The sequence below is a fragment of the Polynucleobacter sp. AM-25C3 genome (assembly GCF_018882335.1).
Lineage (GTDB): Bacteria > Pseudomonadota > Gammaproteobacteria > Burkholderiales > Burkholderiaceae > Polynucleobacter.
This window is the reverse complement of record NZ_JACVOS010000001.1, coordinates 78,418-91,318: the sequence shown is the minus strand read 5'-3', so window position 1 is coordinate 91,318 and position 12,901 is coordinate 78,418. Positions and strand designations below refer to the sequence as shown.

10 protein-coding genes are annotated in these 12,901 nt (G+C 47.3%); 9 read left to right on the top strand and 1 reads right to left on the bottom strand.

Annotated elements, in window-relative coordinates; translation table 11 throughout:
* Position 1: 1 nt before the first annotated feature.
* Entirely contained in the window at positions 2–1,522 is a 1,521-nt protein-coding gene (gene ilvA / locus ICN12_RS00450) for a threonine ammonia-lyase, biosynthetic (RefSeq protein WP_216270043.1), read from the bottom strand.
* Between the two features lie 134 nt (positions 1,523–1,656).
* On the opposite strand from ilvA, the gene ICN12_RS00445 reads away from it, so the two are divergent.
* The 9 genes from ICN12_RS00445 to nudB all read left to right on the top strand — a co-directional run bounded on the left by ICN12_RS00445 (position 1,657) and on the right by nudB (position 12,888).
* Positions 1,657–5,496: a DUF3683 domain-containing protein gene (locus tag ICN12_RS00445; protein ID WP_216270042.1), complete on the top strand. Its 3,840-nt coding sequence runs from the start codon at positions 1,657–1,659 to the stop codon at positions 5,494–5,496.
* Positions 5,496–5,885: a gamma-butyrobetaine hydroxylase family protein gene (locus ICN12_RS00440; protein ID WP_216270222.1), complete on the top strand. Its 390-nt coding sequence runs from the start codon at positions 5,496–5,498 to the stop codon at positions 5,883–5,885. Before ICN12_RS00445 ends, ICN12_RS00440 begins: the two co-directional genes overlap by 1 nt.
* A 28-nt stretch (positions 5,886–5,913) precedes the next feature.
* Entirely contained in the window at positions 5,914–6,657 is a 744-nt protein-coding gene (gene ubiE, locus ICN12_RS00435) for a bifunctional demethylmenaquinone methyltransferase/2-methoxy-6-polyprenyl-1,4-benzoquinol methylase UbiE (RefSeq protein ID WP_216270041.1), read from the top strand.
* Positions 6,658–6,713: 56 nt separating this feature from the next.
* On the top strand, positions 6,714–7,625 hold the full coding sequence (locus ICN12_RS00430) for a Tim44 domain-containing protein (protein ID WP_216270040.1): 912 nt from the start codon (positions 6,714–6,716) through the stop codon (positions 7,623–7,625).
* Between the two features lie 52 nt (positions 7,626–7,677).
* Positions 7,678–8,295 carry a ubiquinone biosynthesis accessory factor UbiJ gene (locus tag ICN12_RS00425; RefSeq protein ID WP_216270039.1) on the top strand — a complete coding sequence of 206 codons (618 nt, stop codon included), beginning with the start codon at positions 7,678–7,680 and terminating at the stop codon, positions 8,293–8,295.
* Positions 8,296–8,301: 6 nt separating this feature from the next.
* On the top strand, positions 8,302–9,888 hold the full coding sequence (ubiB, locus tag ICN12_RS00420; protein ID WP_216270038.1) for a ubiquinone biosynthesis regulatory protein kinase UbiB: 1,587 nt from the start codon (positions 8,302–8,304) through the stop codon (positions 9,886–9,888).
* Between the two features lie 64 nt (positions 9,889–9,952).
* Positions 9,953–10,606, top strand: coding sequence for a DUF502 domain-containing protein (locus tag ICN12_RS00415; RefSeq protein ID WP_216270037.1), 654 nt, complete (start codon positions 9,953–9,955; stop codon positions 10,604–10,606).
* A 16-nt stretch (positions 10,607–10,622) separates the two neighbouring features.
* The gene (gene aspS, locus ICN12_RS00410) at positions 10,623–12,422 is read left to right on the top strand and encodes an aspartate--tRNA ligase (RefSeq protein WP_216270036.1); all 1,800 of its coding nucleotides are present in this window, start codon (positions 10,623–10,625) and stop codon (positions 12,420–12,422) included.
* Positions 12,423–12,444: 22 nt separating this feature from the next.
* On the top strand, positions 12,445–12,888 hold the full coding sequence (nudB, locus tag ICN12_RS00405; RefSeq protein ID WP_216270035.1) for a dihydroneopterin triphosphate diphosphatase: 444 nt from the start codon (positions 12,445–12,447) through the stop codon (positions 12,886–12,888).
* The last annotated feature ends 13 nt before the right edge of the window (positions 12,889–12,901 follow it).

The window sequence follows — 12,901 nt, the reverse complement described above, 5'->3', positions numbered from 1 at the left end:
CTTATTTGAGAAATAGGCGATAAGCCGGGTTATCAGTTTCATTCCAATGCGGATAGCCGAGTGAGGCTAAGAATTTTTGGAATTTATTCTGCTCATTTTTTGGAACCTGAATGCCTACCAAGATGCGACCATAGTCCGCACCGTGATTGCGGTAGTGGAAAAGGCTGATATTCCAATTGGGCGCCATGCTGGTGAGGAATTTCATCAAAGCGCCTGGGCGCTCAGGAAATTCAAAGCGGTAGAGTAGCTCATCTTTTGCAAGAGTAGAGCGACCGCCTACCATGTGGCGTAAGTGAGACTTAGCCAACTCATCATGAGTTAAATCGATGGTTGCAAATTTTGCTTTACGAAAATGTTTTGCAATAGCAGCGCTATCTGTTGCTTTTTGTGTGCCAATGCCAACGAAGATATGCGCTTCACTTTGGTCGGCGATGCGATAGTTAAATTCAGTGACGTTGCGATTGCCGAGCAATTCGCAGAAGCGTCTAAAGGACCCACGCTCTTCAGGAATTGTGACGGCAAATACGGCTTCTCGGAATTCACCAACATCAGCGCGTTCAGCCACAAAGCGTAAGCGACTGAAATTCATATTGGCGCCACAAGCAATGGCGACCAAAGTCTTCTTTTTGAGACGATGTTTTTCTACGTACTTCTTCATCCCTGCTATGGCTAGGGCTCCTGCAGGTTCTAGAATGCTGCGGGTATCTGTAAAGACATCATTGATGGCGGCACAGATCTCGTCGGTATCGACGGTGATGATGTCATCCACAACACGTTTACAAATGCGGAAAGTTTCTTTGCCAACCAGCTTGACTGCCGTGCCATCTGAAAAAAGGCCGACATCTTTCATTTCGATACGCTTATTGGCTTCAAGCGATCTTCTCATTGCATCTGAATCTACCGACTGAACGCCGATGACTTTGGTCTTAGGGCTGACCGCTTTGACGTATTCGCCAATGCCAGCAATTAAGCCGCCGCCGCCAATAGCTACAAAAATGGCATCAATCGGCTCTTGGTATTGCTGGAAAATTTCTTGGGCAATTGTGCCTTGCCCGGCGATGACATCGGGATCATCGAAGGGATGAACAAAGGTTAACCCCCTTTTTTTCTCTAAAAGCTCTGAGTATTTAAAAGCGTCACTATAGGACTCGCCATGCAGAATCACCTCTACCCAAGACCCGCCACGCGCCTTTACGGCATCGATTTTGACGCTCGGGGTAGTGAGGGGCATCACGATGACGGCTTTGCACTTCATTTTTGCTGCTGCCAAGGCCACGCCTTGGGCATGATTGCCTGCAGAGGCCGCTATGACCCCCCGTTTTAGGGCTTCTGGTGGCAAATGGGCCATTTTGTTATAGGCGCCACGAAGCTTGAAGGAGAAAACCGGCTGGTTATCTTCTCTTTTGAGTAAAACTTGGTTGCCTAAGCGTTTTGTGAGTTCGGGGGCTACTTGGAGCTCTGTTTCCCTGGCCACATCGTAGACTCGGGCCGATAAAATTTTCTTTAAATAGTTCGTTGCCATGCGATGAGCGTACCATGAACGGGCTCTAAGCCCTTAGATTTGCAAGGTTTTATCCCCTCAGTCGACAACTTTCCGCGTTTCCTGTCAATATCAGGATCACTCAATTAAAATGCATATTTATCAAATATGACGCTATGAACGCACCATTAGCTTTGAACCAGTTGTTAGATGCTGAGGCCGGCTCGCCCCGCCTCCGCGAGATACCCTACAACTACACCTCTTTTTCCGATCGTGAAATCGTTATTCGCTTATTGGGCGAGGAGTCATGGCGCGTTCTGAATGATTTGCGTGGGGTTCGTCGTACTGGGCGTTCAGCTCGCATGTTGTTTGAGGTATTGGGTGATATTTGGGTAGTCCAACGCAATCCCTTTTTGCAAGACGACTTATTGGATAACGCCAATCGCCGTCAATTGTTGATTGATGCCTTGTGGCATCGCTTGGGTGAAGTCAAAAAACGCTCAAGTGGTGAATCTGCTGAGCAAGTCCAGGTCTTATTAAATGCTGCGCATCGCGCCGTTGAAAGTTTCGAGCAGGGCTTTAAGGATGTTGCTGAAATTCGGAAGCGTGCTCGCAAAGAACTTGGTCGCATTACTGCCTCTGACAATATTTGTTTTGATGGGGTCTCTCGTGCTGCTCATGTCACTGATGCTACTGACTGGCGGGTTGAGTTTCCGCTCGTGGTCCTTAAGCCAGATTACGAATCTGAAATCCCTGGCTTAGTTAAAGCCTGTGTTGAATTAGGTTTAACAATTATTCCGCGTGGAGGTGGCACGGGATATACCGGTGGCGCTATTCCGCTATACGCCATGTCTGCTGTCATTAACACTGAGAAGCTTGAGCAAATTGATGCTGTCAAGCTAAAGCGTTTGCCTGGCGTAGACCATGAAGTTTCAACGATCTTTACTGGCGCAGGTGTAGTTACCCGCAGAGTCTCAGATGCTGCAGAGCACGCTGGGCTTGTGTTTGCGGTCGATCCGACTTCTGCTGACGCTAGTTGTATTGGCGGCAACATCGCCATGAATGCCGGTGGTAAAAAGGCTGTCCTCTGGGGCACTGCATTGGATAACTTAGCTAGCTGGCGCATGGTAGATCCAGAAGGCAATTGGTTGGATGTCGAGCGTCTAGAGCACAACCTAGGAAAAATTCACGTTGCAGAAAAAGTTCGTTTTCAACTGACTTGGTCGGATGGTTTGAGTGAGCCGGGCGAACGTATTCTGAAAACAGAAATTCTTGAGGTGGAAGGTAAGCGCTTCCGCAAAGAAGGTTTAGGTAAAGATGTAACTGATAAGTTTTTATCAGGTTTACCAGGCGTTCAAAAAGAAGGTTGTGATGGTTTAATCACCAGCGCAACTTGGGTTTTGCATCGCATGCCTAAATTCATGCGTACTGTTTGCTTGGAATTTTTTGGTCAAGCACAAGAAGCTATTCCCAGCATTGTAGAAATTAAAGCTTACCTCGATGGCTTGAGTAAGAATGGCGGTCCGATCTTGGCTGGCTTGGAGCATTTGGATGATCGCTATCTGAGGGCGGTTGGCTACTCAACCAAGTCCAAACGCAATGCTTTACCGAAGATGGTATTGATCGGCGATATCGCTGGTGATGATGAAGAGGCTGTAGCTGCTGCGACTAGTGAAGTCGTGCGCATGGCCAATAATCGCGTGGGCGAAGGCTTCGTAGCGGTTAGTGCGGAAGCGCGCAAAAAGTTTTGGTTAGATCGTGCACGTACTGCCGCGATTGCTCGCCACACCAATGCCTTCAAGATTAATGAAGATGTGGTGATTCCATTACCACGCATGGGTGAGTACACCGAAGGTATTGAGCGTATCAATATCGAACTCTCTCTCAAAAATAAATTACAAGTTTTAGATGCCCTCGAAGCATTTTTGAAAAAGAGTGCCTTGCCGCTCGGCAAGAATGATGAGGACTTTGAAATCCCAAGCGCTGAAATATTGGGCGATCGTGTTCAGCAGGCGCTTGAACTGATTTCAGGGGTGCGGGCGCGTTGGTCTGAGTGGTTAACGCAGATGGATACCTACTTCCCAGACTTGCAGAATTACAGTCTGCGCGCTTCTTGGAAAACAGAAGTGCGTGCCGAGCTCCGAATCATATTTGGCGGTCTTGCATTTGAGCCAATTTTGAATGAGCTAGAGGCAATTCATAAAAATATTCTGCGCAAGCGCGTGTTTGTAGCGCTGCATATGCATGCTGGTGACGGTAACGTGCATACCAATATTCCTGTGAACTCTGATGACTATGAGATGTTGCAAGATGCGCATCGTGCAGTCGCTCGAATTATGAAATTGGCTCGCTCATTAGACGGTGTGATTTCTGGTGAGCATGGCATTGGTATTACTAAGTTGGAGTATTTGACTGAAGCTGAGCTAAAAGATTTCCGCGCTTATAAGAAGCGCGTGGATCCAGAAGGTCGCTTTAATAAGGGCAAGTTAATGCCGCATGCTGATCTCAGCATTGCCTACACTCCAAGCTTTGGCTTGATGGGACATGAGTCCATCATCATGCAGCAGAGTGACATCGGTGCGATTGCTGATAGCGTGAAAGATTGTTTGCGTTGCGGTAAGTGCAAGCCAGTGTGTGCTACACATGTACCCCGTGCAAATTTACTGTACAGCCCACGCGACAAAATTTTGGCAACCTCTTTGTTGATTGAAGCCTTCTTGTATGAAGAGCAGACGCGTCGTGGTGTATCGATTCGTCATTGGGAAATGTTTGACGATGTCGCGGCACATTGCACCGTGTGTCATAAGTGTTTAACACCTTGTCCTGTCAATATTGATTTTGGTGATGTCACGATGAACATGCGTAACTTGTTGCGCAAGATGGGGCAGCAACGCTTTAATCCGGGAACAGCGGCATCAATGCTGTTCTTGAATGCTACCGATCCAGACACTATCAACTTGGTTCGCAAGACCATGATTGGCTGGGGTTATAAGCTTCAACGCTTGGGTAATGATGTTTTCCGTAAGTTGGCGCGCAAGCAAACTGCGCATCCTCCGGCGACGGTCACTAAACCAAACATCAAAGAGCAGGTGATCTTCTTCGTCAACAAGAAAATGCCAGGCAATTTGCCCAAGAAAACTGCTCGTGCGCTCTTAGATATTGAGGATGCGAATTACGTTCCAATTATTCGGGATCCTAAGACCACTTCTGCGGATACGGAAGCAGTGTTCTATTTCCCGGGTTGTGGCTCTGAGCGCCTGTTCTCGCAGGTAGGTTTAGCTACGCAAGCGATGCTCTGGAATGTCGGCGTTCAGACTGTATTGCCTCCGGGCTACCTCTGTTGCGGCTACCCACAGCGCGGTAATGGCGACTTTGATAAAGCCGAGAAGATGATTACCGACAACCGCGTGCTCTTCCATCGCGTTGCGAACACTCTCAATTATTTGGATATTAAGACCGTGGTGGTTTCTTGCGGAACTTGCTATGACCAATTGGCGGGCTATCAGTTTGAACAGATATTCCCTGGTTGCCGCATTATTGATATTCATGAGTATTTGCTTGAGAAGGGCGTCAAGCTTTCAAACGTGACTGGCGTGAAATATATGTATCACGATCCATGTCATTCGCCGATGAAGTTGCAGGATCCACTCAAGACAGTGAATGAACTGATTCAGCAGGAGGATGGCAAAACCATTCAGAAGAATGATCGTTGCTGTGGTGAGTCTGGAACGCTGGCAGTGACACGCCCTGATATTTCTACGCAAATCCGCTTCCGTAAGCAAATTGAAATGGAGAAGGCTGCCAACGAATTGCGTAAAGGCGACTTCACTGGTGACGTCAAAGTGTTGACGAGCTGCCCATCTTGCTTGCAAGGCCTCACACGCTTTGATGCGGATAGCGATACGACTGCCGATTACATCGTGGTTGAGATGGCACAAAAATTATTAGGTGATAACTGGATGCAAGATTATGTTGCCAAGGCGAACCAAGGTGGCATTGAGAGGGTATTGGTTTGATGATTCCAACAAATGTTGTTGTTCATCAACAGTCAAAAGTATTGGAGCTTACTTATGGCGATGACAAAACATATCGCCTCCCTTTTGAATTGTTAAGAGTATTGTCACCATCAGCTGAAGTGCAGGGGCACGGCCCCGGGCAGGAGACCTTGCAAACAGGCAAGCGCGAGGTTCTCATTGCCAATATCGAGCCAGTAGGCCACTATGCACTGAAGCCTTCCTTCTCTGATGGACATGATTCTGGTTTGTATACCTGGGATTTCTTGCACTTTTTATGTGAGAACCAGGAAGCGCTGTGGCAAGAGCATTTGGATAAATTAGCTGCTGCCGGCCTAGACCGCGATACTCCGATGAGTGTTGCTGGCGGACATGCCTGCGGCAGTCATTAATCGATATTTCAGTAGAGCAAAGAAGAATATGAGCAAGACCCATTTTGGATACCAAAGCGTTGACGAAGCTGAAAAAGCGGGTAAGGTCGCAGAAGTTTTTCATTCGGTAGCTAGCAAATACGATGTGATGAATGACTTGATGTCATTTGGTCTGCATCGCTTGTGGAAGAAAGTCACTATTGCTCGCGCGCAAGTTCGCCCAGGTCAAAAGGTGCTAGATATTGCCGGCGGTACAGGCGACTTGGCTGCTGCATTTGCAAGAGCAGCGGGCTGGGGGCAAAATGCTGATGCGCAGGTATGGTTAAGTGATATCAATGCCTCGATGTTGGGTGTTGGCCGAGATCGTCTTTTAGACAAAGGCCTGGCTTTACCTTGTGTTCAATTCGATGCAGAGAAAATTCCCTTTCCTGCCAATCACTTTGATGTAGTGACAGTGGCATTTGGTTTGAGAAATATGACTCACAAAGATGTTGCTCTGGCAGAGATGCTCAGAGTCATTAAGCCCGGGGGTCGAGTATTGGTACTGGAGTTCTCTAAGCCCGATGCTTTTTTACAACCGGTTTATGACACTTATTCATTTAAGGTGTTACCTTGGTTGGGTGAAAAAATTGCTCAAGATTCTGAGAGCTATCGCTATTTAGCAGAATCCATTCGGATGCATCCAGATGCACAGGCCCTGAAAGAGATCATGCTAGGAGTCGGTTTTGATGAAGTTGATACCCATAGAATGACTGGGGGTATCGTTGCATTGCATATTGGTATTAAATACTAGTGAATTTGTAGTTTTTAGTGGTCAAGAATTCAAGTTGTTCTATAGGGGATAAAAAAATGAATAAGCAATTTTTCAAGGCAGTACTGTTAAGTGTTAGCTTGATATTTGCTACTGTTGGTCATGCTGATGCTGCGCGTTTAGGTGGTGGTAGAAGTATCGGTAAAGCGCCAAGCGCGCCAATGCAAAAACAAGCTGCTCCGGCGCAAAAGCCAGTTCAGCAAGCTCAACCGGCTGCACCAGCTGCAACACCTCAGGCGCCAGCACCTAGTCGCTTTGGCGGTATGGGTGGCATCCTAGGCGGTCTTGCTGCAGGGCTTGGTATTGGGTATCTCTTATCCCACTTTGGTATGGGTGAGGCGGCATCCTCTTTAATTACTGGTTTGTTGATTGCTGTTCTAGCAGGCTTCGCCATCATGTTTGTGATGAGAAGGTTGTTGCCTGCTTTATCAGGTGCCAATAAAGGTCCTCAAGTCACTTCGCAAGGAATGCAGCGTACGAATATGGACCAGGCACCAAGACAGGAGCCAGCATTTACGCCTGCTGCTAGTGCTTTTGGTGGCGTTGCCGCTGAGCCTGCACCATTTCAGTCAACCTTGCCTCCAGGGTTTGATGAATATGCGTTTTTAGAAAATGCGAAGCAGTATTTTTCAAGCCTGCAAAAGGCATGGGATCAAGGCGACTTAGCAGCATTGCGTGAGTACACCACGCCTGAGATGTTCGCCACAATCGAGCAAGATCTTTCGGGTCGTGCAGATAGCGCCAATCAAACTGATGTGGTTACGCTCAATGCGCAGTTGCTCGGAATTGAGACGGCCGACAATACTTATTACTGTAGCGTGCAGTTCACGGGCATGATTCGTGAGCAAGCAGGCGCACAGGCAAATAATTTCTCTGAAATTTGGAACCTCAGTAAGCCGGTAGCGGGCCCTGGAGGCTGGGTACTGGCGGGTATTTCTCAGTTGGTTTAAGCTTGAGGTACTTTCCATTGAAAGCCCGCACTTGTGCGGGTTTTTTACGCTCATGACCACCACCTCTCCCACTACTCACCATATTGCAGCTACAGCCGCTAGTAGAGGGATTAATCATGTCCTCCAGGCAGAGCCATGGGCGATGGTGGAGTTGGCGAAGCATGCAGGAAAAGTGGTGTTAATGAAGTTGCCTGTCGGCAATCTTTGTTTTGAATTAACACCCAAGGGCTCCTTGACTGCTTTGACGCATTTTGAAGCCCCCTCCTTAGAGCTAGAGGTTTCTGCTGAGATATTGAGTGCGCTTGCAGGTAGTTCTGGCGGTTTGCGAGAGCAGGCGATGAAATCAGTCAAGATTACTGGCGATGCTGACCTAGCGCAATTATTAGGCCGCTTGGCAGGACAAATTCGCTGGGAGTATGAGGAGGATTTAGCGCATTTCATTGGTGATGCACCTGCCAATTTTGCTGTACGCCAAGGTAAGAAATTCATCTCCGCGGGGCGGTCTGCCGCTTCTGACTTACTGGAGAATGTAGTGGAGTATGTCAGTGAAGAGAGAAAAGTACTTTTGAATAAACGAGATTTTATGATTCGCAAAAATGAATTGAATGCCTTGCGTGATGCAGTTGATCGCATGGAAAAGCGCATCCAACTTTTAGAGCGAAAAGGTTAATTCATCGTGCGTCGTCTTGCCCGCCTCTTTTTTATATTCTTTACCGCATGGCGCTATGGCTTATTGCCATTACTACGCGATATTCTGAAACCCGGTATTCGTCGTGGCGCATTAACCATGATTTGTTGGACCTCTCCTGGTGAATCTTTACCCAGGGGCGAGCGTATTCGTTTGACCTTAGAGGCGCTTGGTCCGATCTTTGTCAAGTTTGGACAAGTGCTTTCTACTCGACGTGATTTATTGCCAGAAGATATTGCGAATGAACTGGCCAAGTTACAGGATCAAGTCCCTCCATTTTCTAATGATGAGTCATGCCATTTAATTGAAAAAGCACTAGGGCAGTCCATCGAGGAAGTGTTTATTAGTTTTGATGCAACCCCTGTAGCTAGCGCCTCTGTGGCCCAAGTACACTTTGGTTTACTGCGCGGAACTGAAAAACATCCCGAGTGGGAAGGTCGTGCTGTAGCAGTCAAAGTCTTGCGTCCCGGCATTCTGCCAATTATTGATGGCGATCTTGCCTTGTTATACGACTTGGCAAAAATTATCGAGAGAAGTTCAGAGGATGGTCGTCGCCTAAAGCCTCGCGAGAACGTAGCGGAGTTTGATACTTATCTGCATGATGAATTGGATCTCATGCGCGAGGCAGCAAACGCGAGTCAGTTGCGCCGTTATTTTGTTGACTCTAAGAAGTTGATGATTCCCGAGATGTATTGGGATTTGTGCCATACCAATGTCATCGTGATGGAAAAGATGAATGGCATTTCGATTGGTCGTAGCGCAGAGTTGCGCGCTGCTGGCGTTGACTTTAAAAAGCTAGCTGCGGATGGTGTAGAAATATTCTTCACGCAAGTATTTGAGCATGGCTTCTTTCATGCGGACATGCATCCCGGTAACATCATGATTAGCCTTGAGCCAGAAACATTTGGCCGATTTATTTCTTTGGACTTTGGGATTGTCGGCGCATTGAGTCAGTCCGATAAAAGTTATTTGGCATTAAATTTCTTAGCCTTCTTTAATCGTGATTACCGCCGTGTTGCAGAATTGCATATCGAATCTGGTTGGGTGCCTGCTAATACACGGGTAGAAGAACTTGAGGGTGCAGTACGCTCTGTTTGCGAGCCTTACTTTGATCGCCCTTTAAAAGAAATCTCCTTGGGCATTGTCTTGATGCGTTTGTTCCAAACTTCGCGTCGTTTCAAGGTGGAGATTCAGCCACAACTTACTTTGCTTCAGAAGACTCTATTGAACGTTGAAGGACTTGCTCGTCAGCTAGATCCCGATCTAGATCTTTGGAAGACTGCTAAGCCAATTTTGGAAAAATGGATCAGTCAGCAGCTAGGTTGGAGGGCTTTGGTAGATGGAATTAAGGCTGAGGCGCCAAGCTGGGCTCAAATTTTGCCAACTTTGCCTCGCTTGATTGCAGATAGTTTGGCTCAGGCGCGCACCCCCCAAAGGGAGCAAAAAGGCGAATTAGAGGTCCTCAAAGCCCTTTTATTACAAGAAAGACGCACTCACCGCCTATTAGTTGGCGCCTTACTGTTTGCAGGTGGCTTTTTGGCTGGGATTGTAATCATCGGCCTGGGTATTTATTAGTCTGTCGCCTGTCACCGCTTAAACCGCTAAAATGCCAGGTTAAGCAAAGCGTAAGCATAGGCAAATGAAAAAATACTTTATCGCAGGCATTTTGGTGTGGGCGCCGATGTCAATCACCATCTGGGTGATTGCATGGGGTCTAGGCCTGCTCGACGGTGTTTTTGGATCCGTGATGCAAGCCATTATTACTGTATTCCCCAGCCAGTTCGCTGGGGACTTGCGTCATTTCCGTGAGTTGCCGGGCGTAGGTATTTTGATCGTAGTTTCAGTGATTATGTTCACTGGATTAGTTGCTATTAGTTTTGCTGGGCAATGGTGGATCCGGATGTGGAATAAGCAGATGAATCGCATTCCAATCGTGCGATCGATCTATTCCAGCGTTCAACAAGTGTCTTCCACATTATTTTCCGGCAGTGGCCAAGCTTTCAGCAAGGCATTATTGATTCGCTATCCGCATGCGGATTCGTGGGCGATTGCATTTCAGACGGGCATCCCCGCAAAAGAGGTTGCATCCAAGTTAGGCGAGGATTATGTCAATGTATTCCTGCCAACCACCCCAAATCCAACCTCTGGTTTTTTTATGATTGTCCCGCGTGCGCACACGATTGAATTAGAGATGAGTGTCGAAGAGGCGCTCAAACATATTGTTTCAATGGGATCCGTTCCCCCCACCAGTTCAACTGGTTTGACCGCTATTGGGTCAAACCATCATCTTTGATTTATAGGAAATTGTTATGTCGATGCGAAGCCATACCTGCGGCCAGGTAACTGAATCACTCATTGGTCAAGAAGTGACTCTTTCAGGTTGGGTTAATCGCCGCCGTGACCACGGTGGTGTGATCTTTATTGATTTGCGCGATCACCAAGGTTTTGTACAGGTGGTTTGCGATCCAGATCGTCCAGACATGTTTGCCTTGGCAGAGCAAGTACGCAATGAGTTTTGTATTCAGATTAAAGGTTTGGTACGTGCGCGTCCTGCTGGCACTGAGAACAATGATTTAGCGAGCGGCAAGATTGAAGTGCTTTGCCATAGCTTGGTGATCTTGAATGCATCTATTACGCCTCCATTCCAATTGGAAGATGAGAATTTATCCGAGACAACTCGTTTAACCCATCGCGTTCTCGACTTGCGTCGTCCACAGATGCAAAAGAATTTGCGTCTACGTTACAACGTCGCAATGGAATGCCGTCGCTATTTAGACGCTGCTGGCTTCATCGATATTGAGACTCCAATGTTGACTAAGAGCACACCTGAAGGTGCGCGCGACTATTTGGTGCCTTCACGTGTTCATGATGGTCAGTTCTTTGCTTTGCCACAATCCCCTCAGTTGTTTAAGCAGTTATTGATGGTGGCTGGTTTTGATCGCTACTACCAAATTACTAAGTGTTTCCGTGATGAAGATTTACGCGCTGATCGTCAGCCTGAATTTACGCAGATCGACTGTGAAACTGCTTTCTTGGATGAGTTAGAAATCCGCGAGTTATTTGAAAACATGATTCGTCATATTTTTAAAACCACGATGAATGTCGAGTTGCCAAATCCATTCCCAACCATGCCTTACTCAGAAGGTATGGCGCGCTTTGGTTCCGACAAGCCTGACTTGCGTGTGAATTTTGAATTCACCGAGCTGACCGACTTAATGAAGGATGTTGATTTCAAGGTGTTCTCTGGTGCAGCAAACCAAGAGGGTGGTCGTGTAGTAGGTTTGTGCGTTCCCGGCGGCTCCGAAATAAGCCGTAGCGAAATCGATGACTATACCCAGTTTGTTGGCATTTATGGCGCCAAAGGTTTGGCATGGATCAAAGTGAACTCCGTTGCGGAAGGTCGTAATGGTTTGCAATCACCGATCGTGAAGAATTTGCATGATGCTGCGATCGAAGGCATCTTAAAGCGCACTGGCGCCAAAGATGGCGACATTATTTTCTTCGGTGCTGATAAAGAAAAAGTAGTCAATGACGCTATTGGTAATTTGCGCCTGAAGATTGGCCACTCTGCTTGGGGTAAAGAGCATGGTCTCTCTACTGAAGGCTGGAAGCCATTGTGGGTAGTTGACTTCCCCATGTTTGATTACGATGAAGGCGAAGCCCGTTGGGTTGCTTGTCATCATCCGTTTACCAGCCCTAAAGATGAGCACATGAAGTATTTAGAGTCTGATCCAGGTAAGTGCTTAGCGAAAGCCTATGACATGGTTCTTAACGGTAGCGAAATTGGTGGCGGTTCAGTTCGTATCCACCAAGAGGCTGTGCAGAGTCAGGTATTCCGTGCATTGAAGATTGATGCTGAAGAAGCTCAGGCGAAGTTTGGATTCTTGTTGGATGCTTTGCAATATGGCGCACCTCCGCATGGTGGCATTGCATTTGGCTTGGATCGCATAGTTACCATGATGACCGGTGCCGAATCTATTCGTGATGTGATTGCCTTCCCTAAAACGCAGCGTGCCCAATGCTTATTAACTCAAGCTCCTAGCCCGGTAGATGAGCGTCAGCTAAAAGAGTTGCACATTCGTTTGCGCCAGGCCGCTCCAGCTGCTTAAGCAGAAAAGTATTTAAAGCATCTTGAAAATCCCCATTTCGGTTTTAGTTGTTATCTATAAATCGAATGGGGAGGTCTTGCTAATAGAGCGGGCCGACAAATCCAACTTCTGGCAATCAGTTACTGGCAGTGTCGATGCCATTGACGAGGATCTCAGTACAGCAGCTGAACGAGAAGTGCTTGAGGAAACGGGTATTGATATTCAATTCTTGCCGGCAAACTCGCTACAAGATATGCACCACCAGATTGAATATGAGATTTACCCGCAATGGCGCCATCGCTATGCACCTGGCGTAATTAAAAACACTGAGCATTGGTTTTCATTGCGAGTGCCAGATAACACTCAAGTTCAATTGGCTCCAAGAGAGCACGTCGCCTATCAATGGCTTCCTCATGCTGAAGCGGTGAGCAAATGTTTTTCTCGCAGCAATGGTGAGGCCATTTTGCAGTTGTTCTCTGCGCCTTAGTGCAGAAGTGACT

What these genes read in the sequence shown, in the direction of transcription:
- ilvA (WP_216270043.1), bottom strand. Translation starts at nt 1,522, where the DNA reads ATGGCAACGAACTATTTAAAGAAAATTTTATCGGCCCGAGTCTACGAT.
- ICN12_RS00445 (WP_216270042.1), top strand. Translation starts at nt 1,657, where the DNA reads ATGAACGCACCATTAGCTTTGAACCAGTTGTTAGATGCTGAGGCCGGC.
- ICN12_RS00440 (WP_216270222.1), top strand. Translation starts at nt 5,496, where the DNA reads ATGATTCCAACAAATGTTGTTGTTCATCAACAGTCAAAAGTATTGGAG.
- ubiE (WP_216270041.1), top strand. Translation starts at nt 5,914, where the DNA reads ATGAGCAAGACCCATTTTGGATACCAAAGCGTTGACGAAGCTGAAAAA.
- ICN12_RS00430 (WP_216270040.1), top strand. Translation starts at nt 6,714, where the DNA reads ATGAATAAGCAATTTTTCAAGGCAGTACTGTTAAGTGTTAGCTTGATA.
- ICN12_RS00425 (WP_216270039.1), top strand. Translation starts at nt 7,678, where the DNA reads ATGACCACCACCTCTCCCACTACTCACCATATTGCAGCTACAGCCGCT.
- ICN12_RS00415 (WP_216270037.1), top strand. Translation starts at nt 9,953, where the DNA reads ATGAAAAAATACTTTATCGCAGGCATTTTGGTGTGGGCGCCGATGTCA.
- aspS (WP_216270036.1), top strand. Translation starts at nt 10,623, where the DNA reads ATGTCGATGCGAAGCCATACCTGCGGCCAGGTAACTGAATCACTCATT.